This is a genomic window from Bradyrhizobium sp. B120, assembly GCF_049075665.1.
Lineage (GTDB): Bacteria > Pseudomonadota > Alphaproteobacteria > Rhizobiales > Xanthobacteraceae > Bradyrhizobium.
Genome location: NZ_CP185242.1, coordinates 9,013,168 through 9,036,904, shown reverse-complemented (window position 1 = coordinate 9,036,904; position 23,737 = coordinate 9,013,168). Strand labels below are relative to the sequence as shown.

Genomic DNA, 23,737 nt, shown 5'->3' with positions numbered 1-23,737 from the left:
GCAATCGCGATCAGTCCGGCGGCTGCGAGCCCGTTGGCACTAATGTCCTGCTGGCGTGACGGAAGACGCCACCGATCACGCTTTCGCGTTGCCAAGCGATTCGATGCGCGCGATTGCCGCGATGGCGTCGCCGAGATCTACGAACGCTGCAATATCTTGAGGCGCCGCCGCCAGCCCAATGCCGTCGGCATCACTGGAACGCGGAGCCTATATCGCGCGGCTCTCCAGGAGATGGACGCCGTATGCCGCTTCGAAGATTACCCTGTCCATGACGCTGCCGCGGTGGTGGCGTTATTGCGGAAGGCGATCACAGGGAGATGAATGCGGCACGCGATGGCTGCGTGAAGCAGCTCACATAGTCGCTGGTACGACTTGGCTAGCTTTCCGGCCACCAACGGGAGAACAACAATGCGCAAACTCATCCTGATCACGGCGATGGTTTTGGCTTCCGCTTGCGCGCAGGCCGGCGAACGAAGCCTGTCGTTGGGCGGGGCAGGGTCGCTGCCGGCCGCCGCGTCGAATTCGGTCACTACGGCGAGCAAAGTCGCCGATGCGCCGTCGGTGCCCGCCGTCGAAGCGCCACCGAAGCCGCCGGAGGCGCCAAAATATGTCGAGCGCACAGCGCCGGCCGCAGTGCCAGCGCCCGCTCCGCAGCCGCAAGCCCAGCCGACCGTGCCGCAGGCGTCGGTGCAGCAGCAAGCCAATGTCGAGCCTTCAGCGGCGCCGGACGCAAGGCCGGCGCCGGAGCAGCGGACGACTTCGTACAGGTCGAGCCATCGCCGCCACGCGCGGCGATGGACCGAGGGCCGCATCATCGGCGAGCTGCATCGCCACGGGATTTACTGGTAGTCACGCGTTCAGTTTCGTCATGCCCGGGCAAGCGCGCGAAGGCGCGTCTTCAGGCAAATCGGCCCGGGCATCCCCGTCTTTGCCCGACGGGTCAAGTTGCCTTGTCGAGCGCCGGCACCCGCCAGCTACTTTGCATGGGGTTGTTTTCGATATTTTGGTCGGAACCGCAGCTACCGGGCGCGATGGCGCCACTCTAAGGCGCATAGGCCTTCAAGGTCGTTTGGCCATGTCGGACCAGCAGAAGGTGGCTGCGATCAGAAAGCGAAAGCGCCCCCGGATCGGATCCGGGGGCGCTTTGCGTTGGGCGTATTCGATGCGCGGGCTGCGCTAGTCGGCGATCGTCTGCACGACGTTGCCGATCGGCCGGCCCGTTGCGATCGGCTTCTCGGTCTTCGCCATCATCGCGTCGTATTCCGGCAGCGTCTCGATCTGGGTCTTGGCCTTCATCCAGACCACCTTGTAGCCGCCCGCCTTCAGTTTGCGCAGCAGCGTCGGCAGCGCCTGCGCGGTGTGCTTCTGCAAATCGTGCATCAGGATGATGCCCTTGTGCTCCTTGTCGAGCTTGGTCATCACGTTGTTGATGACCTCGTCGGAGCTCTTGGACTTGAAGTCGTTGGAGTCGACGTCGACCGAGAACATCGCGATGTTGCGGGTGCCGAGATAGGCTGTTGTCGCCGGCGTATGCGCCAGCGCCGGGAAGCGGAAGAACGGAGCGGGGTTCGCACCCAGCGCCAGCTTCACCGCGCTAAAACCCTTCTCGATCTCGTCCTTGGCCTGCTGCTCGGTGAGCTTCTTGCTCGCCAGATGCGCATGCGACCAGGTGTGGGCGCCGATGGTGTGGCCGGCGGCGGCGACCTGGCGGAGGATGTCCGGGTGATAGGTGGTGTGCAGGCCGATCGGGAAGAACACCGCCTTGGTGCACTCGTCCGCCAGCGCCTTGAGCACGGCGGGCGTGGTCGGCCACGGACCGTCGTCGAAGGTCAGCACGACCTCATGGTCGGTCAGGAAGTCATATTGCTTGTACTGCAGGAAGCCGAAGCCCGGGCCGCCTGTGGTGTCGACGACGACGGTGCGGCTGATGCCGAGCGCGTCGGGATTGGCGCATCTGGGTGCGGCGGCAACCGGGGCCGGCGCCGGCGCGGGGGCTGCGGCCGGGGCTGCCGCCTGGGTGGCATCGGCGCGCTTCGACAGCGCGGCGGTCGTCTCGACATCGTCCTTGGCAGCCTGCTTTGCCGCGGCCGTAGGAAGCGGCTCGGCCTTGGCTGCGGCAGTTGTCTGCGGAGGAGCCGCGTCGGCACGCGGGGAGGAGGTCCAGAACCACACACCGGCGATCACGATCGCCGCTACAACACTGGCCAGCATCAGGCCCAACGCACTACGCATCGCTAACACTCTCTTGGAACTCGGGATACGCCACAGCCGCAACGAGCGATTAATGCCAACAAGGTCTTAACGCGATCCCAACAAGGCGCCGGAAGGACAACAAAAAGCGGGCCTTACCCATGCGTGATGACCGTCACAGTCTTCAGACGCGCTGCCGTTCAGGATCGGACGATCGAACAACGGGCCCCGCCATTTGCGGCGCCGATGGGAGCCGATCATGACCACCGTCTTGAAGAGTCAGGTTCTGGAGCATGTAGTTCGCAGCGTCGGCGTCGCGCTGGCTTTTGCGGCTAGTTTTTCCGTGCTGTCGTCGACCGCGAGCTTTGCGTTCAGCGCCGAGGCGCAGCAGATGTGCTCGGGCGACGCGTTCCGCCTGTGCAGCGCGGAGATCCCGAACATCCCCAGGATCACCGCCTGCATGGTCAAGAATCGCTCCCAGCTGAGCAGCGGCTGCCGCGTGGTGCTGGATCGCGATCTCGCCGCCCAGCGCAGGGCCGCCGCGGAGTGATCTTGCGCGGCATCTGACGGGGCAAACCTGCGGCGACGAGACGCAGGCCGTCTCCGGATGGTCATCCCGGGGCGGAACCTGCCGATTCGCCCTCGGTTTCAAGCTTCTTCGCGGCCCTGAAACGCTATAGAACCGGCGTTGCATTCCTTAGAGGCTTTGAAGATGACCCGATTTCTGTTCGCCGTGGTTCCGCTGGTTCTGTTGACGTCGGCCGCCTCGGCACAGCAGCAGGGGCGTGATGCCTGCTCGCGCGACGCCTCGCGGTTCTGCCGCGCCCATCTCAGCGAGGGCGATCAGGTCGTGCTGGCCTGCCTGAAGGAGCACCGCAGCCGCCTCAGCAAGGCCTGCCAGCAGACGCTCATCGACAACGGGCAGTAATAGTCTCCACCATCGTCATTCCGGGCTCGCGCTTCGCGCGCCCCGGAATGACGGCAGAGAATTAAGTACTGCTGCCCGCCGCGGTCGCGACCACCGGGATCACTTCCTTCGCGGCGCGGTCCGGGGTCTCGTCCTTCCAGCGCACCGAGCCGAACGGACGCTCAAGCATCCGGCGCACCCGGATCGGCTCGGCGCCGATGTGGAAGTCGGCCGCCTTCTGATGCAGCTCGCGCTCGATCTGGGTGGCGCGGTTGCGCTGACGCAGGAAATCGAGCCAGGTCGGGCAATGATAGCGCTCGGTCCACAATTCGGGATCGGCGATGTCGCGCGCGATCGACCAGCCATAGGCGCCGTTGCGCTGCCGGCTCAGCTGCACGTCCTGCATCACATTGTGGAAGGCGCGGGCATTGTCCTGCGCCACCCGGTATTCGATCTCGACCACCAGCGGGCCGCTGCGCCCGGTCAGTTGCAGCCGCACCTCGGGATCGGCCAGGGTATCGGTCGCGTCCTCGTTGCGCGCGCCGACCGGCGGCATCCTGAGCCAGATGCCGAGCACCGGCGACAGCAGCATCAACCCGGCGGAGATCAACAGCGCCATCTCGACGCCGCCGAGGTCCGTGATGCGGCCCCAGCACCAGCTTCCGATTGCGATGCCGCCGGCGATCGAGGCCTGGAAGGCCGCCAGCGAACGGCCCGCGACCCAGCGCGGCGCCGACAGCTGTACGCCGATATTGAACAGCGCGATCGCCAGCATCCACACCGCGCCGGCAACCACCAGCGCGGCGGCGGTGAGCACCGGCTGCCTGCTCACGGCGACGATGGCGATCGCGACGCCCATCAGCAGCGCGCAGGTGCGCACCGCGGCTTCGCCGCTGAGCCGGCTGCGGATCTCGCTGATGTTGAGCGCGCCGATCACCGCGCCCATGCCGAAGGCGCCGAGCATGATGCCGTAGGTCTGCGCGCCGCCATGCAGCAGGTCGCGCGCCACCAGCGGCATCAGCGCCGAGACCGAGCCGCCGATGATGCCGGTCACCATGGTTCGGGTCAGCACGATCCTGATCGACGGCGAATTGGTGATGTAGCGCACGCCGGAGACGATGGCGCGGTTCAGCCGCTCGCGCGGCAGCCGCGACGGCTCGCTGACGCGATTCCACAGGAACAGCACGGCGAGCAGCGGCAGATACAGCACGGCATTGGCAGCGAATGCCGCCACCGCGCCTGCGGAGGCGACCACGAGGCCGCCGATCGCCGGGCCGAAGCTGCGCGCGATGTTGTAGCTGATGCCGTTCAGCGCGACCGCGGCGGGCAGCGTCTCCGACGGCACCTGCTCGCTGACCGAGGATTGCCAGGCCGGGCCGAACAGCGCCATGCCGCTGCCGACGACGAAGCACAGCGCAAGCAGGATGTTCGGCGTCACCAGATTGAGCCAGGCCAGCACCGTCAGCGTGGTGGCGCCGGAGAGTGCGATCGCCAGCGACACCAGCGCCACGATGCGGCGGTCATGCATGTCGGCGATGGCGCCGGCCGGCATCGCGATCAGCATCACCGGCAGCATCAGCGCGGTCTGCACCAGCGCGACCTTGTCGGCCTCCGCGGTCATCTGGGTCATCGCCCAGGCGGCGCCGACGCCCTGGATCAGGATGCCGAGATTGGAGAGCAGGCTGGCGAGCCAGATCCGCCTGAAGATTGAATGCCGCAACGGTGCAGTGATACTGTCGGGTCGATCAGGCGGTGCGGTCATATCCGGTTCCGGTTGGCCTGCTATGGCTTGTTGAATGATTCCGGCTGCATCAACTGATGCCCGCCAAATGCGTGTCCTGTCCAGCGTTTACGGTATCCTTACCGGCTGTAGGACACAGCTAAAGCACTGAAAGACCTGAGGAAGGGGACCAATGGCGCTGTCGCGGCGAACAATTCTGCAAGGGGCCGGCGCGCTGTCCCTGCTGTCCGGCCGTCTTGCCGTCCCGGGTCTGGCTCAGGCGGCCCTGGTTCAGTCGGCCCTGGCGCAGCCGGCGCCCGCTGGTGACATCCCGCCGATCCTGTTCGTGCACGGTAATGGCGATCACGCCGCGCTCTGGTTGACGACGCTCTGGCGGATGGAATCCAACGGCGTGCCGCGAGAGCGCATGGCCGCGATCAATTTCACCGATCCCTTGGCGCGCACGGACGACAAGGTCGAGCAGGCGGGCCGCTCCTCGACCGAGGACCAGCGCCGCGAGCTCGCCGAGGCGGTCAGGGAGCTGAAGCAGAAGAGCGGCGCAGCACGCATCGCGCTGGTCGGAAATTCGCGCGGCGGCAATGCGATCCGCAACACCATCAAGAATGGTGGCGGCGGCGACATCAGCCACGCGGTGCTGTGCGGCACGCCCAATCATGGTGTGTATGCCTCGGACGACGGGCTCGGCAACGAGTTCAACGGGCGCGGACCGTTCCTGCGCGGGCTGAACGACGGCGACAGCGAAGTGACTGCTGGCACCGCATTCATGACCCTGCGCAGCGATGGCCTCGACAAATATGCGCAAGCCGACGGTCGCTTCATCGGCAAGCCGGGCACGCCGACCAACGTCACGGCCGAAGGTCCGGCGCTGAAAGGCGCGACCAATCTGGTGCTCGGCGCCGTGGATCATCGCGAGACCGCGTATCATCCGCGCGCCTTTCGCGAGATCTACAAATTCATCGCGGGGCACGAGCCGTCGCGGATCGAGATCGTGCCGGAGACGGCGGTGCGGCTGAGCGGCCTCGTCACGGGCACGCCCGGTGGCGTGCCGACCAACCGGCCGGTGCCGGGTGCCACGGTCGACATCTATCGCGTGTCGGCCGAGACCGGCGAGCGCATCGGCGGCCCGTTGCACAGCTCGCAGACCGGCGCCGACGGGCGCTGGGGCCCGGCGCAGGTCGATCCATCCTGGCCGCTCGAATTCGTGCTGACCTCGCCTGATGCGGTGACGACGCATATCTATCGCTCGCCGTTTCCACGCTCGTCCGAGATCGTGCATCTGCGCGCGGCACGACCGCTGCTGCCTGCCGATGCCGGTGCGGGCGCCATCGTGCTGATGTCGCGGCCGCGCGGCTATTTCGGGCTACCGCGCGATATCGTGCTGCTGGACGGCAAGGAACCGGCCGATGTCAAATCCGGCGTGCCGACCGATGCGGCGACGACGTTGCGGCTCGCCGCAGCCGATGTCGGCCGTCCGGTGGCCGCGATCTTCAACGGGGAGCGCATTGTGGCGCGGGCCTGGCCGGCGTCGGAGAATCGGATTGCAGTCGCCGAGCTGACTTATTAGGTCTGGTGCAGGGTCCGCGCGCCTTCATGGCGCCGGGATCGCATGGCCGGATCGGCCGTTGCGTGAGGCAGGAAGCGAGGACCATGAGCATAGCCGAAGTCTACGACATCACGGTCACGCGGCGTCCCCTGGTCCCGCCGGCGCCGCCGCGCGCCCCCGACGACATGGGTGCGTTCGAGCGGATGCGGGTGATGCGCAACTCGCCGATCGAGACCTGGGGCCAGCGCGCCTATGAGGACGACATCGTCCAGGGCCGCTTCCTCAACCACTCGAGCTTCATCCTCAACACGCCGGATGCGATCCGCCACGTGCTGGTCGACAATTACGAGAACTACACCCGCACGCCGGCCGGCCTTCGCGTGCTGCGTCCGATGCTGGGCGAGGGACTGCTGATCGCCGAGGGCCGTGCGTGGAAGCATCAGCGCCGTACGCTGGCGCCGGCGTTCACGCCGCGCGCGGTGACGACGCTGGTGCCATACATGATCGCGGCGGTCGACGAGACCATCGCCAAGCTGAAAGCCGCGAGCGGCGGCCCGGTCGATCTGCGCGAGGTGATGCAGCGCATGACGCTGGAGATCGCCGGTCGCACCATGTTCTCGTTCGGCATGGATCGCCACGGCGCGGCGCTGCGCGACTTCGTGATGGAGTATGGCGACACGCTGGCGCGGCCGCATATGCTCGACCTGGTGCTGCCCTTGGGCTGGCCGACCCTGCAGGATTTCCGGCGCGCCCGCTTCCGCAAGCGCTGGACCGCGTTTGTCGGCCAGCTGATGGCCGAGCGCCGCGTCGCCGGCAAGGATGACAAGGCGCCGGGGCGCGACCTGTTCGACCTGATGGGCGCCGCGCGCGATCCCGAAACCGGCGCGGCCTTCACCGACGCCCAGCTCGGTGACCAGGTCGCGACCATGATCCTGGCCGGCCATGAGACGACCGCGACCGCGCTGTTCTGGGCGCTCTATCTGCTGGCGCTCGATCCCGACACCCAGGAACAATTGGCAGCAGAAGTCAGGAGCGTGACGACATCAGGCGTGCTCGACATCGAACGGCTGAAATTCACCCGCGCGGTGATCGACGAAACCATGCGGCTTTATCCGCCGGCGTTCCTGATCGCGCGTGCGGCAGGTGGTCCCGACACGATCGCGGGCCGTCCGGTCAGGAAGCATGACGTAATCCTGATCGCGCCGTGGCTGCTGCACCGGCACGAAAAGTTGTGGCGCGATCCTAACGCGTTCGTGCCGCAGCGTTTCATGACGGAAACGCCGCCCGATCGCTTCGCCTATCTGCCGTTCGGGGTCGGCGCGCGGGTCTGTATCGGCGCACATTTCGCGCTGGTCGAGGCGACGCTCGCGCTGGCGCGGATCATCGGCACGTTCCGCGTCGCGCTGGCGGACAAGGATCCGGTGCTTCCGATCGGCGTGGTGACGACACAGCCGAACCGCTCCCCGGTGTTCACGATCAAGCCGCGCTGACCTTGCGCGGCGGTGTCCCAATGCTCATCTAGATCGGGATAACTCTTCGTCGAATCGTCATCCCGCTCTATCTCTTTGTTTTGAGCTTGATCTTTGCGGAAAGCGTTACACACTTTTCCGGATCATGCTCTAGGGGCTCACCATGAGCGATACGCAAGCCCACTTCGCAGTCCTGAGGCAGACGACCGATCCGGCCGTCGTCGATGCCATGCAGCAGCTGATCGCGGACGGCCATGACCGCGAGCTCAATCGTATCAACGTTCTGGATTTCTCGCGCCGGACCGGGCTCGACGAGGAGAAGGTGATCTCCGGCTTCCTGCATGCCTCCCGGCTCGGGCTGTTCGATATGAGCTGGAACGTGCTGTGTCCGGGATGCGGCGGCGTGCTCGACGCCCACACCACGCTGAAGTCGTTGCGCCATGACGACTATAATTGCGCGCTGTGCGCAGCCGGCTACGAGGCCTCGGTCGACGAGCAGGTCGAGGTTGCTTTCACGGTCAGTCCGCGCGTTCGTCGCATTGCCGCGCACGATCCCAACACGCTGCCGATCTGGGAATACTTCCGGCAGATGTTCTGGAGTTCCGGGATCGAGTTCGACGAGAGCTCGGTGTCGACCCTGATCAACGAGGTGACGCTGGAGGGGCTCGAGCTGCCGCCCGGCGAAAAGGCGATCCTGTCGCTCAACCTGCCCAACCAGTTCGTCATCCTGTTCGAGCCGGTGACGCATTCGGCGCATTTCTTGGCCGTCGAGGGCGAGCCGACCACCGAGCGTCAGCAGTTCTCGATCGCGTTTAACAACTCGCATGCGCCGACCGGCACCTCGACGATGCGGCCGGGACCGTTGCGGCTCTCGCTGGAGAATCATGCCGACGTCCGCGTGCTGCCTTCGGTTTGGATCGCGGGCGATCCGCTGCACAAATTGCTCGGCAAGCGCAAGCCGATCCTCACCGCGAAGCGGATGCTGTCGAACCAGACCTTCCGCGACGTGTTCAAGGCCGACAACCTCACCGTCGACCAGCGGTTGAAGATCACCGCGCTGACCTTCCTGTTCACCGATCTCAAAGGATCGACCGCGCTCTATGAGCGGGTCGGCGATCTCGCCGCATTCGATTTGGTGCGCGCGCATTTCCACGCGCTGCTCGAGATCATCGCCTCTGAACACGGCGCAGTCGTGAAGACGATCGGCGATGCCGTGATGGCGACCTTCATTAAGCCCGAGCACGCATTGTCGGCGGGCCTGCGCATGCGGGCCGCGATGAAGCAGCTCAACACGGAGCGCGGCAAGGAAGATCTGATCGTCAAGATCGGCATCCATGAGGGGCCGTGCCTCGCGGTGACGCTGAACGAGCGGCAGGATTATTTCGGCCAGACCGTGAATATCGCCGCACGGGTGCAGAGCCTGTCGACGTCACAGGAAATCCATCTGACCCAGCCGGTGATGGAAGCAGCGGAGGTCGCAGGCATCCTCGATCGGGCGGCGATCAAGCCGATCCAGAAGGAAGCGGCGCTGCGCGGCATTGCCGATAAGCTCGTGGTGTACGAGATACCGTAGTCACATTGCCGACACGTAATGCTTGCTGAAACGTAATGCCGCGGCGGGAACCCGCGCGGATTGCGCCGGTTCTGTTTCCACGCCATATAGATTTCAACAGCGCATGGTCCGGAAAAGTGAGTAGCGGTTCCGGACAGATGCTCAATCAAAGCTTCCAGGCTTCATCCCACAGAGAGAGCGATGCTCGACGGACTCCGCCAATTCATTGCCGATATCGTCTCCCCCGATGCCCAGGCTGACCGCGCCTTCGATGATGGCGACTACCGCCTGGCGGCAACCGCGCTCTTGGTGCATGTCGTCTCACTGGACGGCGAGCCGACACCGGCCGAGACGCGCAAGCTGCACAGCCTGATCGAGAGCCGCTTTCAGCTCGATCCCGGCACCGCCGACAAGTTGATCGCCTCCGCCATGCGCGTCGAAGGCGAGGCCGTGGATCTCTATCACTTTACCAGTGTGATCATGCGCTCGGTGAATGAAGAGGGACGGCTGCGCATCGTCGAGATGATGTGGGAGCTGGTCTATGCCGACGGCCAGGTTAGCGAGTTCGAGGACAATGTGGTTTGGCGTGCTGCCGATCTGCTCGGCATTTCCTCGCGCGACCGCATCGATCTCAAGCACCGGGTCGCCGAGAAGCAGGCGGAGCTGCCAAAGGGCCCCTGGGGTACGGCAGACGCGGCAATCTGACACGGCTGCCGGCGCAGGCGGACGCCCCCCTGCTGGCGTTGGGGATGACGAAATTTTAATGTCCGCCGCGATTGTGGGCGATCCGACTGAAAATCGGTCGTTTCGTCACGAAACCAGCGGCCCCGCCGCTATCCACAAGCCCATACGCGGCTTGCGTCACACCGCATCCCTATGCTCTCGTCGCCCCGTTGGGGACCTCGCTAGAATTTGCAGTAAGAGTTTGAAACGTGACTGAGCGTGTGACGCTGATAACCGGGGCATCGGCGGGCATAGGCACCGAACTGGCGCGCGTGTTTGCATCGAATGGTCACCGCGTGGCGCTGGTGGCGCGGCGCGCCGATCGCCTGAAGACGCTTGCCGACGAGCTCGGCGCCAAGGGCGGCGCGGCGCCGATCGTGATTGCCTGCGATCTCCAGCAGACCGATGCCGGCGACAGGATCGCGCAGGCCCTGACCGATGCCGGGGTCGAGGTCGAATATCTCGTCAATAATGCCGGCTTCGGCCTGTTCGGCCTCGCCGTCGAGCGCGACCGCGCCGAACAGCTCGACATCATCAACGTCAATATCCGCGCGCTGACCGACCTGACGCTGCGCTTTGCCGATCAGCTGATCCGCAACCGCGGCGGCATCCTCAATCTCGGCTCGATCGCCGGATTCCTGCCGGGCCCCGGCATGGCCGTGTACTATGCCAGCAAGGCCTATGTGCTGTCGTTTTCCGAGGCGTTGCGCTGTGAACTGGCGCCGAAGGGCGTGCGCGTCACCGTGGTTTGCCCGGGTCCCGTGCCGTCCGAATTCCAGGACCGGGCCGGCTTTGCCCCCGGATTCGATTCCGCCATCCTCAACGTCCCGCCGGCCGAGGTCGCCCGCCAGGCCTATCGCGGCCTGATGGCCAACAAGCGCGCCGTGCTGCCCGGCGCCTTCATCAAAATGGTGCCGTTCCTGCTCCGGCTGTTTCCGCGCTCCTTCATCCTGACCGCGGTCGGCGGATTTCAGCTCCGCAAGCGCTAGCTTCACCCGAATCGCCGTTAAGCCTGTTTCTGGCCCGCGATTTGCTTCGCACGGGTGTGCGCAAACTCACACGATGTTAACGACCACTTAGCTATGATCGTGCCTTACGTGCCGAAACTTTAAGCAGAGGCAATGTTGTTCCGGTCTGACCAGAGCCGTGTCGTGGTGCCCTTCGCGAGCCGAAGGCCGGCCGCGGTCACGCTCGAGGATCGGATCTCGGATCAAACCTCGCTGCGGCCGGTGCTGGTCGTCCTGCATCAGGAGACATCGACCCCCGGCCGGATCGGCAACGCGCTGCGCGCGCTGGGCTACCCCCTCGACATCCGCCGCCCGCGTTTCGGCGACGCGCTGCCCGACACGCTCGAGGCGCATGCCGGCGCGGTGATCTTCGGCGGTCCGATGAGCGCCAACGATCCCGACGACTATGTCCGGCGCGAGATCGACTGGATTTCGGTCCCGCTGCGCGAGCAGCGCCCGTTCCTGGGCATCTGCCTCGGTGCGCAGATGCTGGCGCGGCAACTCGGCGCCGAGGTCGCGCCGCATCCGCAAGGCCGCGTCGAGGTCGGCTATTACCCGGTCCGGCCGACGGAGGCAGGCCGCGCGCTGTGCCCGGACTGGCCGGCGCGGGTCTATCACTGGCATGGCGAGGGCTTTCAATTGCCCACGGGTGCGGACTTGCTCGCGGCGGGCGATGACTTCCCGGTGCAGGCGTTCCAGTTCGGCAATGCCTTCGGCCTGCAATTCCATCCCGACGTGACCTACGCAATGATGCATCGCTGGACCACGCGCGGTTGCGCGCGGATGGATTCGCCGGGCGCTCAGGCCGGTCATCTGCACTTCGCCGAGCGCGCCGTGCACGATGCCGCCGAGCGCGCCTGGCTGAAGCATTTCATCGACGGCTGGATCGCGCGCGTGCCACGGCCGGTGATGCTGCAGGCCGCGGAATAGCCGCCGCGCGGAATTTCGCGCCGCCTTTTCATTTGCAGGGATGTGCTAGTCTTGCCGCGGCTGCCGCCGCGCGGTCCGCATCGCCGCGCGTATCAATAACAACAAGGCACAGGGAGATCGCCGTGAGCTACGAACACATCCTCTATGAGGTCAGCGACCGGATCGCGACCATCACGCTCAACCGCCCCGACCGCATGAATGCGTGGACCGCGATCATGGAGCGCGACGTGCGCCACGCGATGGAGGCGGCGGCCGATGACGACGATGTTCGCGTCATCGTGCTGACCGGCGCGGGCCGCGGCTTCTGCGCCGGCGCCGACATGGAAGCGCTGCAGGGGATCGATCCCAACGAGGTCAGGCGCGGCGAGAGCATTCCGTTCGACATGAATCGCCGCGCCGACTGGCAGACGCGCTACGCCTATTACCCCGCGATCAAGAAGCCCGTGATCGCCATGCTCAACGGCGCCACCGCCGGCATCGGCCTGGTCCACGCGCTGTATTGCGACCTGCGCTTCGCGGCCGACAGCGCGGTGTTCACCACCGCCTTCGCGCGGCGCGGCCTGATCGCCGAGCATGGCATCAGCTGGATGCTGCCGCGCATCGTCGGCCACGCCAACGCGCTCGATCTTTTGATGTCGGCGCGGCGCGTGTCGGCGGCGGAGGCGCTGCGCATCGGCCTCGTCAACCGGCTCTCGTCGCCGGAGAAGCTGCGCGAGGAAACCTATGCCTATGCCCGCGATCTCGCCGATTTCGTCTCGCCGAGCGCGATCGCCGTGATCAAGCGCCAGGTCTACGACGTGCCGTTCCAAACGCTTGCCGAAGCCACCATCGACGCCAACCGCGAGATGCAGATCGCACTGAAGGGCAATGATTTCCGGGAAGGCGTCGCGAGCTTTGTGGAGAAACGGCCGCCACGGTTTACGGGAACGTGAGGGAGGATTGCCTCAGCCCGGCTTCGCCCTTCGGGCTACGCCGCGGCAGCCTTCGCTCGCTACGCTACGATGGACTTTCCGGGCTTGCCGAGCCGAAGCTCGCGAAGCGAGCGAAGGCTGGTGGAGCCAGGCGGGATCGAACCGCCGACCTCGTCATTGCGAACGACGCGCTCTCCCAGCTGAGCTATGGCCCCATTGCGGCCGGGTGTTGCTGAGTATCCCGGCCGTCAGTCGGGCGCCATTTACAGTCCCGCCCAAGGTCAAGTCAAGAACGGTGAAACAACGGTTTTCGGCCCGTCCCGCCGGGAACTTCCCTTGTTTGCGGGGGGATGAACCGATATTTAGAGCATGATCCGGACCCGGCGGGCCGCGCCAGCGAAAAGTAGTAGCGGTTTTCCGAGAAGATCCTGCTCAAACGAGAAGCGCGCTGGCGGTTCAGTCCGGTCTCGTCGCGCTTCACCTGGTCGTCCCACCCGCGAGCCCCCATCATATGCGCGCTGTTCTCGACATCGTCATCATCGTCCTCGACCTCTATGTCTGGCTCTTGATCGCCTCCGCCATCCTGTCCTGGCTGATCGCCTTCAATGTGGTCAACACGCGCAACCAGTTCGTCTCCGCGGTGGCCGAGTTCCTGTACCGGATCACCGAGCCGGTGCTGCGGCCGATTCGCAACGTGATGCCGAATCTGGGCGGTCTCGATATCTCGCCGATCATCGTGATCCTGATCATCATGTTCATCCAGCGCGTGATTGCCTATTACATCTATCCCAACGTGATCTGATCCCTCGCGATCGACCCTTGCTGATGGAGCCCTGGCGATGGATCCGTGGCGCTATTCCACCGGGGGCATCAGCATTGCGTTACGGGTGACGCCGCGCGGCGGCCGCGACGACATCGACGGGATCGAAACGCTGGCCAACGGCCGCTCGGTGGTGAAGGTGCGGGTCCGCGCCATTGCGGAAGGCGGCGAGGCCAATCGTGCGGTGACCGAGTTGCTGGCCAAGGCGCTCGGCGTGCCCAAGGCCAGGGTGAAGCTGTTGTCCGGCGCCACCTCGCGGCTGAAGCAGGTGGCGGTCGACGGTGACCCGAAAGGGCTTGGCGAAACATTGCGGAAGTTGACGGCGGCCGGGCCGAACCAGGAAACAGGGGACTGACATGACTGCCCGCATCATCGACGGAAAAGCCATCGCCGCCGAGCTTCGCGCCCGCGTGGCCGGCGAGGTCGCCCGCGTCAAGCGCGACCATGCGCTCACGCCAGGGCTCGCCGTGGTGCTGGTCGGCCATGATCCGGCGAGCGAGGTCTATGTCCGCAGCAAGCACACCCAGACCCAGGCCGCAGGGATGGCCTCGTTCGAGCACAAGCTGCCGGAGGACGTGTCGCAGGCCGACCTGCTGGCGCTGATCGCACAGCTCAACCGCGATCCGAAGGTGCACGGCATCCTGGTGCAGCTGCCGCTGCCGAAATCGCTCCACACCGAGACCATCATCAATGCGATCGACCCGGCCAAGGACGTCGACGGCCTGCATCCGAACAATGCCGGCCGGCTCGCCGGCGGCTTGGCCGCGCTGTCGCCGTGCACGCCGCTCGGCTGCATCATCCTGACCAAGAGCGTGCACCCTTCGCTCGAGGGCATGAACGCGATCGTGATCGGCCGCTCCAATCTGGTCGGCCGTCCGCTGGTGCAATTGCTGCTGAACGAGAACGCCACGGTGACGATCGCGCATTCGCGCTCGCGCGATCTGCCGAAGCTCTGCGCGCAGGCTGATCTGGTCTATGCGGCGGTCGGCCGTCCGGAGATGGTGCGCGGCGATTGGCTGAAGCCGGGCGCGACCGTGATCGATGTCGGTATCAACCGCATTCCGGTTGCCGGCGGCAAGCCGAAGCTGGTCGGCGACGTCGCATTCCAGGAAGCGCTCAACATCGCCGGCGCGATCACGCCGGTGCCCGGCGGCGTCGGGCAGATGACGGTGGCGTGCCTGTTGGTCAACACGCTGCGCGCCGCCTGCGCGATTGCCGGCCTGCCGGCGCCGGCGGTGTGAGCAAGCGCAAAGATCTCTAGGCCGTCATTGCGAGCGAAGCGAAGCAATCCATCGCGCAGCATTCGCGGAACTATGGATTGCTTCGTCGCTACGCTCCTCGCAATGACGGAGAAGGCGGAAGGACTTCAGTCCTTCCCTATTTCTTCTTCGCGCGCTCGATGCCTTCGAGGATCAGCTTGCGGGCTTCGTCGGCGTCGCCCCAGCGCAGCACCTTCACCCACTTGCCCTTCTCGAGATCCTTGTAGTGCTCGAAGAAGTGCTGGATCTGCTGCAGCGTGATGTCGGGCAGGTCGCTGTAGTTGTGCACCTTGTCGTAGCGCTGGGTCAGCTTCGACGACGGCACCGCGATGATCTTCTCGTCACCGCCGGCCTCGTCTTCCATCAGGAGCACGCCGACCACGCGGACGCTCATCACGGCGCCCGGCACGATCGCGCGGGTGTTGACGATCAGCACGTCGCAGGGATCGCCGTCGCCCGACAGCGTGTGCGGGATGAAGCCGTAATTGCCGGGATAGCGCATCGGCGTGTAGAGGAAGCGGTCCACCACCAGTGTGCCGGCCTCCTTGTCCATTTCGTACTTGATGGGCTCGCCGCCGACGGCAACCTCGATGATGACGTTGACGTCGTGGGGCGGATTTTTTCCGATCGATATGGCGTCGATACGCATGGATTGCTCCGCGTGGCCTTTGGAAGTTGAGAAGGATGTGATTTTTTGCTTGGCGCCGCCAGGCCGCGAAACAACATCAGGCCCGGCCTTGGGAGCCGGGCTGGCCGTCGCGCGCAAACGCTCAGGCTGTTTAGCCTTGCTGCAGCTGTGAGAGAAGCAGGATTTTCAGTTGGTCCAGGCGAAAGCGACCTTGTCGAGCGACTTCGGCCCGAACCGCTCCGAGGAGCGCGCCACCATGCGGCCGCCCAGCGCGCGGTAAAACTCGGTCGCCGGCTCGTTGTCGGAGAGTGCCCAGATCACCATGGTCTTCAGGCCGCTCTGCAGCAGGTCGCGGCGGGCTGCGGCGAACAGCCGCCGGCCGAAGCCGAGGCCCTGGAATTCCGGCCGCAGATAGAGCTCGTAGATCTCGCCTTCGAAGTGCAGGCTGCGGGCGCGGTTGCGGCCGTAATTGGCGTAGCCCGCGATCCGGTCGCCGAACACCAGCACGCTGACGCGGCTGCCCTTGCGGATGGCGCTGTCCCACCATTGCGGGCCACGGCGATTGATCAGCTTTTCGAGTTCGGCGCCGGGGATGATTCCCTGATACGCCGAGCGCCAGGCTTCGTCATGGGTAGACGCCACCGAGGCTGCGTCTGCAGCTTTGGCCGGCCGGACCTCGATTAGCGTTGTGCTCATGCATGTAATCAAAGCAAGTCGGAGGGCCGCCTTCAAGGTCCATCGTTAATTATCGGTTAACCTGTGGATTTTTTGCATCAGTGTCATGAAAACTTGTACCGAAAGAGGACACTCGCCGGGCTCGCGCGGCCAATCGCCGATCCCGGCCTGTGCAAAGCGTGGATCGCGAGCGCTGTATGACAATGCCGCAGTTCGGGAAAAGGCCGTTCGGAGCTGATTCGGTGCAGGAATTTGCGAGCGAATCCAGTGGCAACGTGGATGCATCGCGCGTTCTGCGTCCGCGCCGCCGCAGTGGATTTCCGCGCGCGCCCGGCCTATGGCAGCGGCGGTATTGTTGCGCGCTGGGACCGGCCTGATCATGAGCGGACTGCGATGACGCTCTACTTCCTGATCAAATATCTGCATGTGCTCGGCGCCATCGTGATCCTCGGCACCGGGACCGGCATCGCCTTCTTCATGCTGGCGGCGCATCGCACGCACGATGCGGCGTTCATCGCGCGCACGGCGTCGACCGTCGTGATCGCCGACATGATCTTCACGCTGAGCGCCGTGCTGCTGCAGCCGGTGAGCGGCGGACTGCTGATGATGCTGTCGGCCACAAGCCTGACCGAGCGCTGGCTGTTGGTTTCGCTGGCGCTCTACGCGCTGGCCGGCGCGTTCTGGGTTCCCGTCATCTTCATGCAGATGGAGATGCGCGACCTCGCGCAGGCGGCCGCAGAGAAGGGTCTTCCGCTGCCGCCGCGCTACGATGCGCTGTTTCGCCGCTGGTTCCTGTTCGGGATTCCCGGCTTCGGATCGGTGATGATCATCCTGTGGTTGATGATCGCGAAGCCATTTTAGCGCATGATCCGACTCTCATGAGTGACGACGCATCACACAACATCCTCGTGCTCGGCGCGTCAGGATTGATCGGGCGCTATGTCACCGACGATCTAAGGGCGCGCGGCCTTCATGTGATCGGGATCGCGCGGCATTTCACGCCTGCACAAAAGATGAGCGCGGCCGACCTCGAGCTTCCCGTGATGTCGATGGATGCCGCAGCGCTGACGCAGCTTATTCGCACCCACGAGGCGGACATTGTCGTCAATTGCCTCGGCGTGCTGCAGGATGGTCCGGGCAGTGACACAAGCGCGGTGCATCGCGACTTCGTCGCGCGGCTGTTGCAGGCTGTCAGGGACAGCCACCGCGCTATCCGCCTCGTGCACATCTCGATTCCGGGTACCGCCGACGAGGACCGCACCGCCTTCAGCACCACCAAGCGCGAGGCCGAACGGCTGATCGCGGCGTCCGGCCTAGCCTACGCGATCCTGCGCCCCGGTTTTGTCATCGCGCCCTCGGCCTATGGCGGCAGCGCCATGCTGCGCGCGCTGGCGGCGCTGCCGGTCGATTTGCCGGCCGATGAGGCCGCGACGCCGTTCCAGCCGGTTGCAGTCGAGGACATCGCCGCGACCATCGCCTGGCTCGCTGCGCGCGACGTCGCCGATGAAGCGGTGCGATCGGTGACATGGGATTTGATGCAGCCGCAGCCGATCTCGCTTGGCGGCGTCATCGCTCAGTTCCGCTGGTCGTTCGGCACGACGAAATATGTCCGCCTTCCGACGCCGCCGTTCCTGATCGATCTCGGCGCCCGTCTCGGCGATCTCTCGAGCCGCTTGGGGTGGATGCCGCCGCTGCGCTCCAACGCGATCGCCGAATTGCGCCGCGGCGTCACCGGCGATCCCACAGCCTGGATGACCACGACCGGCATCGTGCCGAAGACCATCGCGCAAGCCGTCGGCGGCCGCCCCGCGACCATTCAGGACAAATGGTTTGCCCGGCTGTTCCTGATCAAGGCGCTGATCTTCGCAAGCCTCGTGCTGTTCTGGGTGGCGTCCGGCTTCATCTCGCTGGTCGTCTCCTATGACGCCGCAGCCGGCATGCTGAGCGCGCACCATTTCCCGCCTGCCCTGGTCGGGCCGGTGACGGTGCTGACCAGCCTGATGGACATGAGTATCGGTGTGCTGATCGCCTTCCGCCGCACCGCGGCGCTTGGTCTTGTTGCAGGCATCATCGCCTCGCTCGGCTATATGGCCGGATCGGCGATCCTGACGCCCGATCTCTGGATCGAGCCGCTCGGCGCGCTGGTGAAGACCGGGCCTGCAATCGTGCTGATGCTCGTCGCGTTACTGATATTGGATAACCGATAGCGTTTTCGAGCGAAGTGGGAACCGGTTCGCGTGAAGAAAACGCGTCGAGGAAATCAAGATGAGCAAGTGGCCGGATGACGACGTGATCCTCTACGACGGCGTCTGCATCTTCTGCTCGCGCTGGGTTCGCTTCGTCATCGCCCGCGACACAACGCGCCGCTTCTGCTTCACGCCGATCCAGTCCGGTTACGGCACGCGGCTGGCAAAGACCTTCGGTATCGACCCCAGGGATCCCGACACCAACGCCGTGGTCCATGGCGGCATCGCCTGGATGAAGTCCGACGCGGCACTGACGGTGCTGAGCCATCTCCCCGGCTGGGGATGGACCCGCGTGCTGTTTAAGGTCCCGAAGCCGCTGCGCGACGCGGTCTACAGCCTCATCGCGCGCAACCGCTACAAGATCTTCGGGAAGTACGAGACGTGTTTCGTGCCGGATGCCGACATGCGGGCGAGGGTGTTGGAGTAGCTTGTCAACGGAGCAAGCGGGCCCTACTCAGACTGCGCGCCGCCATCAATGAAATGACGCCGCGAAGGAGAGCGGCTCAAGTCGAACAAGTTTCTCGATGGGAGGCTCTAGTTCGAACAATTTTGGCTTTCTGGAGAAGTCGTAAAGTCGACATATGCGAAATTCCCTTGGCCTCTCGTTTGAAAAGGAAAGTTCGTTCCTTGTCAGATAGAACGGGGTGGTTTGAACGCCGTTGGTTGTCTTAACCTCGATCAGACGCTCTGAACCGTTGTGATCGAACGAATGGATGTCGTACCCGGCTCCATCTCCATCTTCCTGGGAGACCCATCTAACCTTCCGCGCAAGGTCCGTGCGGTCATGTGCAATCAGACGCTGCCGCTCAAAGGCAAAGATTAGTTCTTCGCCTGCCTTTCCCAAAGACCTGTTCCGGAAGTCGCGCTCAACGGGGTCAAACTTCCTGACCAAGCGCACCAGCTCCTTATCTCTATGAGCGACAGTCTGAAGGACTGGCGGCTGTTCGACAAATAGACTCGGCGCTTCGCCGAAGCTCTTAGCCGACGGCTCTGGAATCAAATCTCCCGGATTGCGAGTCAAATAGCGCTCGATGCCTTCGATAATCGACTTTTGGAAATTTGGAAGTGGCTTGTAGCCAGAGATTGTCGGCAGCGCGAGCTCGATGAGAACCGCCGAAATGTTCTGGTGCTTGCGTTCGACCGATCCTTCCGTTCGCCCTATGCGCTCCACAAGAGAGCGGCGATGCGCAGATTTATTGTAGTCGACACCATTCAGTTCCGCGCGCAGCATCTCGAAATAATCGGCGATGATGAAGTCTACTTCATCGTCGCTCCAGTCCACTCCGAATCTATTCTCGTCGGCCATTTGCGTTCAACAAGGAAAAAATCATTTCATCCACACAAGTGGCCAAACATTTGCCTCGGGTCGAGATCGTATTTGTTTCCAAACCACGACACAAAATCAAACGGAGCTTCCTTCTCTTCCCAATGGGACTTGAGAAGCTCGCGGTCGATACCTGCGTCGGCAATGCTGATCGCGTAAATATCCTTGAGTCGTCGATTGACGGCCATGCTCCACTCGGAGAAAGTCATGTCTGTCCACGCCCAGCCATCTTCAAGACTGTTCATTTTGAGGCCTCAATCTATCGCGAGTACGGCATCTATTGCGACAGAGTAGATCAGTCTAAGCGATACATCCAGCTACTGAGAGCTAGGAGCGGTGGCCGCCACCACTTCCTTCGCCGCCCTTTCTCCGCTGTCCCGCGCACCATGCGCCGTCGAGAAGAAATGCGGTGACGTCGCTTCGCCTGCGAAGAACAGCCGGCCGTCGACCGGTGCGGCCAGCACGGCGCGCTTGTCGGCGTGGCCGGGCAGCGCGTGCGAGTAGGAGCCGCGGGCGAACGGGTCGTGGGCCCAGCGGGATTCGTTGAGCGGCTTCAGCTTGCGGCGGAAATCGTTGCCGAGGAAGGAGACGATCTCGTCGATGCTGTGCGCGGCGATGGCGCCGTCGCCGGCATCTTCAAGCTGTTGCGCAAAACGTCCGCCGAAGAAACCCTCGATACAGGGCTGCCCGAACGGGCGGATGTGATAGGTGCCCATCTCGGTGCGCATGGTGGCGCCGCGCAGATTGCCTTCCTTGGGCAGAGCCTCGGGCTCGGCGAGCGCCAGCGTCACCTTGTCGGCGAGGCCGAGCGGCAGGCCGCGCGCGGCATCGAGCTTGTCCGGCAGCGCAGGCGAAAAGCGGATCGCCTCAATGGCGATCAGATTGGTCGGCACGGTGACGATCACCTTGTCCGCCTCAAGCACGCCGCGCGAGGTCTCGATGCGCAGGCGCTTGCCGGAATGATCGATCAGCCGGACCTCGCAATTGCGCGCGACCGATACTTGTTCGCCATAGGCCGCGACCAGCGTGCCATAGCCGCGGCTGACGCGCCAATTGACGTTGCTGTCCTCATAGGCGTCGAAGTCGAGGATCGAGAGCTGGTCGAGCTCGCAGCCGTTCACATAGGTCGAGATCGCATCGATCATCGGGTTCCAGCGGTTGCCGGCCTCGAGATAACGATCGGCGGATGCGTCCTTGCCGCCGTGCGCGGCCTGCTCGATGCGATCGTAGAACTGGTCGAGCGCAAGCATGAACGCGTCGCGGTCCGCCTGCGGGAAGGCCTTGCCATAGGCGCGCTCACGCCACGGCGGCAGGTCCTTGTTGAGCTCGAAGCCGAGCTGCTGGGCGATGCCGACGAAGCTGTTCTGGTCGGCCGAGTGCAGCCAGCCGCAGCCGACGTCGAACACCACGTCAGGCGCGGCCTGGATCGTATGCGCGCGGCCGCCGAGGCGGTTGCGGGCTTCCAGAACGATGCTGGAAAGGCCGGTGCCCTTCAGCGCATGCGCGGCGCCGAGGCCCGCAGCGCCGGCGCCGATGATGGCGACATCGACCGTGGAGGGAAGGGAACTCATGTCCCGGCTCTAGCACGTCTGGAAAGACGCCTGAAGTCACCACGCGCATAACTGTTATCACCCGTGAATGCGGGTGATCCGTATTGCCGAGATAGCGATGATTGAGCCGATAGGCCGCGGCGTACTGGGTGCCCCGGTCAAGCCGGGGCACGACAGGCTAGCTACGCTAAAGCTTAGGCGACGGCTTCCTTGGCCTTTTCGGCGCGCTTGCGGTCGTTCGGATCGAGATGCTTCTTGCGCAGCCGGATCGACTTCGGCGTCACCTCGACGAGCTCGTCGTCCTCGATATAGGCGAGCGCCTTTTCCAGGGTCATCCGGATCGGCGGCGTCAGGCGCACTGCTTCATCCTTCGAGGTGGTGCGGATGTTGGTGAGCTGCTTGCCCTTCAGCACGTTGATCTCGAGGTCGTTGTCGCGGGTGTGCTCGCCGACGATCATGCCCTTGTAGACCTTCCAACCCGGCTCGATCATCATCGGACCGCGGTCTTCCAGCTTGAACATCGCGTAGGCCACCGCTTCGCCCTGGTCGTTGGAGATCAGCACGCCGTTGCGGCGGCCCTGGATCTCGCCCTTGTAGGCGGCATAGCCGTGGAAGATGCGGTTCATGATCGCGGTGCCGCGGGTGTCGGTGAGCAGTTCGCCCTGGTAGCCGATCAGGCCGCGGGTCGGCGCGTAGAACACCAGCCGCAGGCGGTTGCCACCCGACGGGCGCATCTCGATCATCTCGGCCTTGCGCTCGCTCATCTTCTGCACGACGACGCCGGAATGCTCTTCGTCGACGTCGATCACGACCTCTTCGATCGGCTCCTGCCAGGCGCCGGTCGCCTCGTCCTTTTGCAGCACGACGCGTGGGCGCGACACCGAGAGCTCAAAGCCCTCGCGGCGCATGGTCTCGATCAGGATCGCGAGCTGCAATTCGCCGCGGCCGGAGACCTCCATGGAGTCCTTGTCGGCGGCCTCGACGACGCGCAGCGCGACATTGCCCTCGGCCTCGCGCAGCAGGCGATCGCGGATCATGCGCGAGGTCACCTTGTCGCCTTCGGTGCCGGCGAGCGGCGAGTTGTTGACGATGAACGACATCGACACCGTCGGCGGATCGATCGGCTGCGCGGTCAGCGGCGCCTCGACGCTGGGATCGCAGAAGGTGTCGGCGACGGTGCCCTTGGTGAGGCCCGCGATCGCGACGATATCGCCGGCGTCGGCTTCCTCCAGCGGGGTGCGCTCGATGCCGCGGAAGGCGAGGATTTTGGTGATACGGCCCTGCTCAATGGTCTTGCCGTCGGCGCCAAGCACCTTCACGGCCTGGTTCGGCTTGATGGAACCCGATGAGATCCGGCCGGTGATGATGCGGCCGAGATAGGGGTTGGCTTCGAGGATGGTGCCGATCATGCGGAACGGGCCCTCTTCGACCTTCGGCGGCGCGACGTGGCGCACGATCAGGTCGAACAGCGGCTGCATGCCGGCGTCATGCGAAGCTTCCGGGCTGTCGCCCATCCAGCCCTGCTTGGCCGACCCGTACAGGATCGGGAAGTCGAGCTGCTCCTCGGAGGCATCGAGTGCGGCGAACAGGTCGAACACCTCATTGATGACTTCGGTCGGGCGTGCGTCGGGGCGATCGACCTTGTTGATCACGACGATCGGCTTCAGTCCGACCTTGAGCGCTTTCGACACCACGAACTTGGTCTGCGGCAGCGGGCCCTCGGCGGCATCGACCAGCACCAGCGCGCCGTCCACCATGTTGAGGATGCGCTCGACCTCGCCGCCGAAATCGGCGTGGCCGGGGGTGTCGACGATGTTGATGCGGGTATCTTTCCACTGCACCGAGGCCGCCTTGGCCAGGATGGTGATGCCGCGCTCGCGCTCCAGATCGTTGGAGTCCATGGCGCGCTCGGTGACCTTCTGGTTCTCGCGATAGGTCCCGGATTGCTGCAGCAGGCGGTCGACGAGCGTGGTCTTGCCGTGGTCGACGTGGGCGATGATGGCGACGTTACGAAGGTTCATGGCTCTTCTTCTGGTCGTGCAATGGTCAGATGCGCGATCTCGCCGGACCAGTTTGGCCGGCCGCTCGCTCACGTGGCCCAATCGGGGCCCGGATCACGCTCATACCCAAGAAATTTGACGGGGACGCATCACCCCAAAAAGGAAGCCCGGTCGTCAGGACCGGGCACCTTGCGCGTTGCGGCGCAATATAGTCAGAAAACGCCAAAAAACAATGATTTATTGACGGTTTGGTCGATCGAAA

The 23,737-nt window shown here is 64.6% G+C and carries 24 protein-coding genes and 1 tRNA gene; 16 read left to right on the top strand and 9 right to left on the bottom strand.

The window, feature by feature from the left end:
• Nucleotides 1-408 precede the first annotated feature (408 nt).
• Nucleotides 409-849, top strand: coding sequence for a hypothetical protein (locus ACOIX3_RS41900; RefSeq protein ID WP_420967781.1), 441 nt, complete (start codon nucleotides 409-411; stop codon nucleotides 847-849).
• A 327-nt stretch (nucleotides 850-1,176) separates the two neighbouring features.
• Here ACOIX3_RS41900 and ACOIX3_RS41895 read toward each other — a convergent pair whose 3' ends face one another.
• The gene (locus tag ACOIX3_RS41895; protein WP_420967780.1) at nucleotides 1,177-2,232 is read right to left on the bottom strand and encodes a polysaccharide deacetylase family protein; all 1,056 of its coding nucleotides are present in this window, start codon (nucleotides 2,230-2,232) and stop codon (nucleotides 1,177-1,179) included.
• Nucleotides 2,233-2,449: 217 nt separating this feature from the next.
• Between ACOIX3_RS41895 and ACOIX3_RS41890 the strand changes: the two genes are divergently transcribed.
• Nucleotides 2,450-2,740, top strand: coding sequence for a hypothetical protein (locus ACOIX3_RS41890; protein ID WP_420967779.1), 291 nt, complete (start codon nucleotides 2,450-2,452; stop codon nucleotides 2,738-2,740).
• Nucleotides 2,741-2,902: 162 nt separating this feature from the next.
• Nucleotides 2,903-3,118, top strand: coding sequence for a cysteine rich repeat-containing protein (locus ACOIX3_RS41885; protein WP_092126426.1), 216 nt, complete (start codon nucleotides 2,903-2,905; stop codon nucleotides 3,116-3,118).
• A gap of 61 nt (nucleotides 3,119-3,179) precedes the next feature.
• On the opposite strand, the gene ACOIX3_RS41880 is transcribed toward ACOIX3_RS41885, so the two are convergent.
• Nucleotides 3,180-4,859, bottom strand: coding sequence for an MFS transporter (locus tag ACOIX3_RS41880; protein ID WP_420967778.1), 1,680 nt, complete (start codon nucleotides 4,857-4,859; stop codon nucleotides 3,180-3,182).
• A 151-nt stretch (nucleotides 4,860-5,010) separates the two neighbouring features.
• Here ACOIX3_RS41880 and ACOIX3_RS41875 point away from each other — a divergent pair, with 151 nt between their 5' ends.
• The 7 genes from ACOIX3_RS41875 to ACOIX3_RS41845 all read left to right on the top strand — a co-directional run bounded on the left by ACOIX3_RS41875 (nucleotide 5,011) and on the right by ACOIX3_RS41845 (nucleotide 12,994).
• Nucleotides 5,011-6,402, top strand: coding sequence for a hydrolase (locus tag ACOIX3_RS41875; RefSeq protein WP_420967777.1), 1,392 nt, complete (start codon nucleotides 5,011-5,013; stop codon nucleotides 6,400-6,402).
• Nucleotides 6,403-6,485: 83 nt separating this feature from the next.
• The gene (locus ACOIX3_RS41870) at nucleotides 6,486-7,871 is read left to right on the top strand and encodes a cytochrome P450 (protein ID WP_420967776.1); all 1,386 of its coding nucleotides are present in this window, start codon (nucleotides 6,486-6,488) and stop codon (nucleotides 7,869-7,871) included.
• Nucleotides 7,872-8,013: 142 nt separating this feature from the next.
• On the top strand, nucleotides 8,014-9,423 hold the full coding sequence (locus ACOIX3_RS41865) for an adenylate/guanylate cyclase domain-containing protein (protein ID WP_420967775.1): 1,410 nt from the start codon (nucleotides 8,014-8,016) through the stop codon (nucleotides 9,421-9,423).
• A 180-nt stretch (nucleotides 9,424-9,603) separates the two neighbouring features.
• Nucleotides 9,604-10,107 carry a TerB family tellurite resistance protein gene (locus ACOIX3_RS41860; RefSeq protein WP_092121262.1) on the top strand — a complete coding sequence of 168 codons (504 nt, stop codon included), beginning with the start codon at nucleotides 9,604-9,606 and terminating at the stop codon, nucleotides 10,105-10,107.
• 227 nt (nucleotides 10,108-10,334) lie between these two features.
• Entirely contained in the window at nucleotides 10,335-11,114 is a 780-nt protein-coding gene (locus ACOIX3_RS41855; protein ID WP_420967774.1) for an SDR family NAD(P)-dependent oxidoreductase, read from the top strand.
• A 132-nt stretch (nucleotides 11,115-11,246) separates the two neighbouring features.
• On the top strand, nucleotides 11,247-12,062 hold the full coding sequence (locus tag ACOIX3_RS41850; RefSeq protein ID WP_420967773.1) for a glutamine amidotransferase: 816 nt from the start codon (nucleotides 11,247-11,249) through the stop codon (nucleotides 12,060-12,062).
• Nucleotides 12,063-12,184: 122 nt separating this feature from the next.
• Nucleotides 12,185-12,994: an enoyl-CoA hydratase gene (locus ACOIX3_RS41845; protein WP_420967772.1), complete on the top strand. Its 810-nt coding sequence runs from the start codon at nucleotides 12,185-12,187 to the stop codon at nucleotides 12,992-12,994.
• Nucleotides 12,995-13,112: 118 nt separating this feature from the next.
• Here ACOIX3_RS41845 and ACOIX3_RS41840 read toward each other — a convergent pair.
• Nucleotides 13,113-13,188, bottom strand: a tRNA-Ala gene (locus ACOIX3_RS41840).
• A gap of 296 nt (nucleotides 13,189-13,484) precedes the next feature.
• Between ACOIX3_RS41840 and ACOIX3_RS41835 the strand changes: the two genes are divergently transcribed.
• From ACOIX3_RS41835 to folD, 3 genes are read left to right on the top strand one after another with little or no spacing between them, the layout of a single operon-like run.
• Nucleotides 13,485-13,775 carry a YggT family protein gene (locus tag ACOIX3_RS41835; protein ID WP_212320146.1) on the top strand — a complete coding sequence of 97 codons (291 nt, stop codon included), beginning with the start codon at nucleotides 13,485-13,487 and terminating at the stop codon, nucleotides 13,773-13,775.
• Between the two features lie 37 nt (nucleotides 13,776-13,812).
• Entirely contained in the window at nucleotides 13,813-14,148 is a 336-nt protein-coding gene (locus ACOIX3_RS41830) for a DUF167 domain-containing protein (protein WP_420967771.1), read from the top strand.
• A 1-nt stretch (nucleotide 14,149) separates the two neighbouring features.
• Nucleotides 14,150-15,034: a bifunctional methylenetetrahydrofolate dehydrogenase/methenyltetrahydrofolate cyclohydrolase FolD gene (folD, locus tag ACOIX3_RS41825; protein ID WP_420967770.1), complete on the top strand. Its 885-nt coding sequence runs from the start codon at nucleotides 14,150-14,152 to the stop codon at nucleotides 15,032-15,034.
• Between the two features lie 136 nt (nucleotides 15,035-15,170).
• Here folD and ppa read toward each other — a convergent pair whose 3' ends face one another.
• The gene (gene ppa / locus ACOIX3_RS41820; RefSeq protein ID WP_021078233.1) at nucleotides 15,171-15,701 is read right to left on the bottom strand and encodes an inorganic diphosphatase; all 531 of its coding nucleotides are present in this window, start codon (nucleotides 15,699-15,701) and stop codon (nucleotides 15,171-15,173) included.
• A 165-nt stretch (nucleotides 15,702-15,866) separates the two neighbouring features.
• Nucleotides 15,867-16,376, bottom strand: coding sequence for a GNAT family N-acetyltransferase (locus ACOIX3_RS41815; protein WP_092121284.1), 510 nt, complete (start codon nucleotides 16,374-16,376; stop codon nucleotides 15,867-15,869).
• Between the two features lie 372 nt (nucleotides 16,377-16,748).
• On the opposite strand from ACOIX3_RS41815, the gene ACOIX3_RS41810 reads away from it, so the two are divergent.
• The 3 genes from ACOIX3_RS41810 to ACOIX3_RS41800 are packed head-to-tail and all read left to right on the top strand — an operon-like array spanning nucleotide 16,749 to nucleotide 19,028.
• Nucleotides 16,749-17,216 (top strand): DUF2269 family protein, encoded by a 468-nt coding sequence (locus tag ACOIX3_RS41810; RefSeq protein WP_420971932.1) that lies wholly within the window; start codon nucleotides 16,749-16,751, stop codon nucleotides 17,214-17,216.
• A 17-nt stretch (nucleotides 17,217-17,233) separates the two neighbouring features.
• Nucleotides 17,234-18,562: an SDR family oxidoreductase gene (locus ACOIX3_RS41805; protein ID WP_420967769.1), complete on the top strand. Its 1,329-nt coding sequence runs from the start codon at nucleotides 17,234-17,236 to the stop codon at nucleotides 18,560-18,562.
• 58 nt (nucleotides 18,563-18,620) lie between these two features.
• The gene (locus ACOIX3_RS41800) at nucleotides 18,621-19,028 is read left to right on the top strand and encodes a thiol-disulfide oxidoreductase DCC family protein (protein ID WP_420967768.1); all 408 of its coding nucleotides are present in this window, start codon (nucleotides 18,621-18,623) and stop codon (nucleotides 19,026-19,028) included.
• Nucleotides 19,029-19,073: 45 nt separating this feature from the next.
• Here the strand turns inward: ACOIX3_RS41800 and ACOIX3_RS41795 are convergent, their stop codons facing one another.
• From ACOIX3_RS41795 to typA, 4 genes are all read right to left on the bottom strand, one after another.
• The gene (locus ACOIX3_RS41795) at nucleotides 19,074-19,907 is read right to left on the bottom strand and encodes a DUF3883 domain-containing protein (RefSeq protein ID WP_420967767.1); all 834 of its coding nucleotides are present in this window, start codon (nucleotides 19,905-19,907) and stop codon (nucleotides 19,074-19,076) included.
• A 26-nt stretch (nucleotides 19,908-19,933) separates the two neighbouring features.
• On the bottom strand, nucleotides 19,934-20,170 hold the full coding sequence (locus ACOIX3_RS41790) for a hypothetical protein (RefSeq protein WP_420967766.1): 237 nt from the start codon (nucleotides 20,168-20,170) through the stop codon (nucleotides 19,934-19,936).
• A gap of 72 nt (nucleotides 20,171-20,242) precedes the next feature.
• A complete protein-coding gene (locus ACOIX3_RS41785; RefSeq protein ID WP_420967765.1) occupies nucleotides 20,243-21,496 on the bottom strand; it encodes a flavin monoamine oxidase family protein in 1,254 nt (417 codons plus the stop codon).
• A gap of 173 nt (nucleotides 21,497-21,669) precedes the next feature.
• Nucleotides 21,670-23,496, bottom strand: coding sequence for a translational GTPase TypA (typA, locus tag ACOIX3_RS41780; protein ID WP_298370832.1), 1,827 nt, complete (start codon nucleotides 23,494-23,496; stop codon nucleotides 21,670-21,672).
• Nucleotides 23,497-23,737 lie beyond the last annotated feature (241 nt).

What these genes read in the sequence shown, in the direction of transcription:
- ACOIX3_RS41900 (WP_420967781.1), top strand. Translation starts at nt 409, where the DNA reads ATGCGCAAACTCATCCTGATCACGGCGATGGTTTTGGCTTCCGCTTGC.
- ACOIX3_RS41895 (WP_420967780.1), bottom strand. Translation starts at nt 2,232, where the DNA reads ATGCGTAGTGCGTTGGGCCTGATGCTGGCCAGTGTTGTAGCGGCGATC.
- ACOIX3_RS41890 (WP_420967779.1), top strand. Translation starts at nt 2,450, where the DNA reads ATGACCACCGTCTTGAAGAGTCAGGTTCTGGAGCATGTAGTTCGCAGC.
- ACOIX3_RS41885 (WP_092126426.1), top strand. Translation starts at nt 2,903, where the DNA reads ATGACCCGATTTCTGTTCGCCGTGGTTCCGCTGGTTCTGTTGACGTCG.
- ACOIX3_RS41880 (WP_420967778.1), bottom strand. Translation starts at nt 4,859, where the DNA reads ATGACCGCACCGCCTGATCGACCCGACAGTATCACTGCACCGTTGCGG.
- ACOIX3_RS41875 (WP_420967777.1), top strand. Translation starts at nt 5,011, where the DNA reads ATGGCGCTGTCGCGGCGAACAATTCTGCAAGGGGCCGGCGCGCTGTCC.
- ACOIX3_RS41870 (WP_420967776.1), top strand. Translation starts at nt 6,486, where the DNA reads ATGAGCATAGCCGAAGTCTACGACATCACGGTCACGCGGCGTCCCCTG.
- ACOIX3_RS41865 (WP_420967775.1), top strand. Translation starts at nt 8,014, where the DNA reads ATGAGCGATACGCAAGCCCACTTCGCAGTCCTGAGGCAGACGACCGAT.
- ACOIX3_RS41860 (WP_092121262.1), top strand. Translation starts at nt 9,604, where the DNA reads ATGCTCGACGGACTCCGCCAATTCATTGCCGATATCGTCTCCCCCGAT.
- ACOIX3_RS41850 (WP_420967773.1), top strand. Translation starts at nt 11,247, where the DNA reads ATGTTGTTCCGGTCTGACCAGAGCCGTGTCGTGGTGCCCTTCGCGAGC.
- ACOIX3_RS41835 (WP_212320146.1), top strand. Translation starts at nt 13,485, where the DNA reads ATGCGCGCTGTTCTCGACATCGTCATCATCGTCCTCGACCTCTATGTC.
- ACOIX3_RS41830 (WP_420967771.1), top strand. Translation starts at nt 13,813, where the DNA reads ATGGATCCGTGGCGCTATTCCACCGGGGGCATCAGCATTGCGTTACGG.
- folD (WP_420967770.1), top strand. Translation starts at nt 14,150, where the DNA reads ATGACTGCCCGCATCATCGACGGAAAAGCCATCGCCGCCGAGCTTCGC.
- ppa (WP_021078233.1), bottom strand. Translation starts at nt 15,701, where the DNA reads ATGCGTATCGACGCCATATCGATCGGAAAAAATCCGCCCCACGACGTC.
- ACOIX3_RS41815 (WP_092121284.1), bottom strand. Translation starts at nt 16,376, where the DNA reads ATGAGCACAACGCTAATCGAGGTCCGGCCGGCCAAAGCTGCAGACGCA.
- ACOIX3_RS41810 (WP_420971932.1), top strand. Translation starts at nt 16,749, where the DNA reads ATGACGCTCTACTTCCTGATCAAATATCTGCATGTGCTCGGCGCCATC.
- ACOIX3_RS41805 (WP_420967769.1), top strand. Translation starts at nt 17,234, where the DNA reads ATGAGTGACGACGCATCACACAACATCCTCGTGCTCGGCGCGTCAGGA.
- ACOIX3_RS41800 (WP_420967768.1), top strand. Translation starts at nt 18,621, where the DNA reads ATGAGCAAGTGGCCGGATGACGACGTGATCCTCTACGACGGCGTCTGC.
- ACOIX3_RS41795 (WP_420967767.1), bottom strand. Translation starts at nt 19,907, where the DNA reads ATGGCCGACGAGAATAGATTCGGAGTGGACTGGAGCGACGATGAAGTA.
- ACOIX3_RS41790 (WP_420967766.1), bottom strand. Translation starts at nt 20,170, where the DNA reads ATGAACAGTCTTGAAGATGGCTGGGCGTGGACAGACATGACTTTCTCC.
- ACOIX3_RS41785 (WP_420967765.1), bottom strand. Translation starts at nt 21,496, where the DNA reads ATGAGTTCCCTTCCCTCCACGGTCGATGTCGCCATCATCGGCGCCGGC.
- typA (WP_298370832.1), bottom strand. Translation starts at nt 23,496, where the DNA reads ATGAACCTTCGTAACGTCGCCATCATCGCCCACGTCGACCACGGCAAG.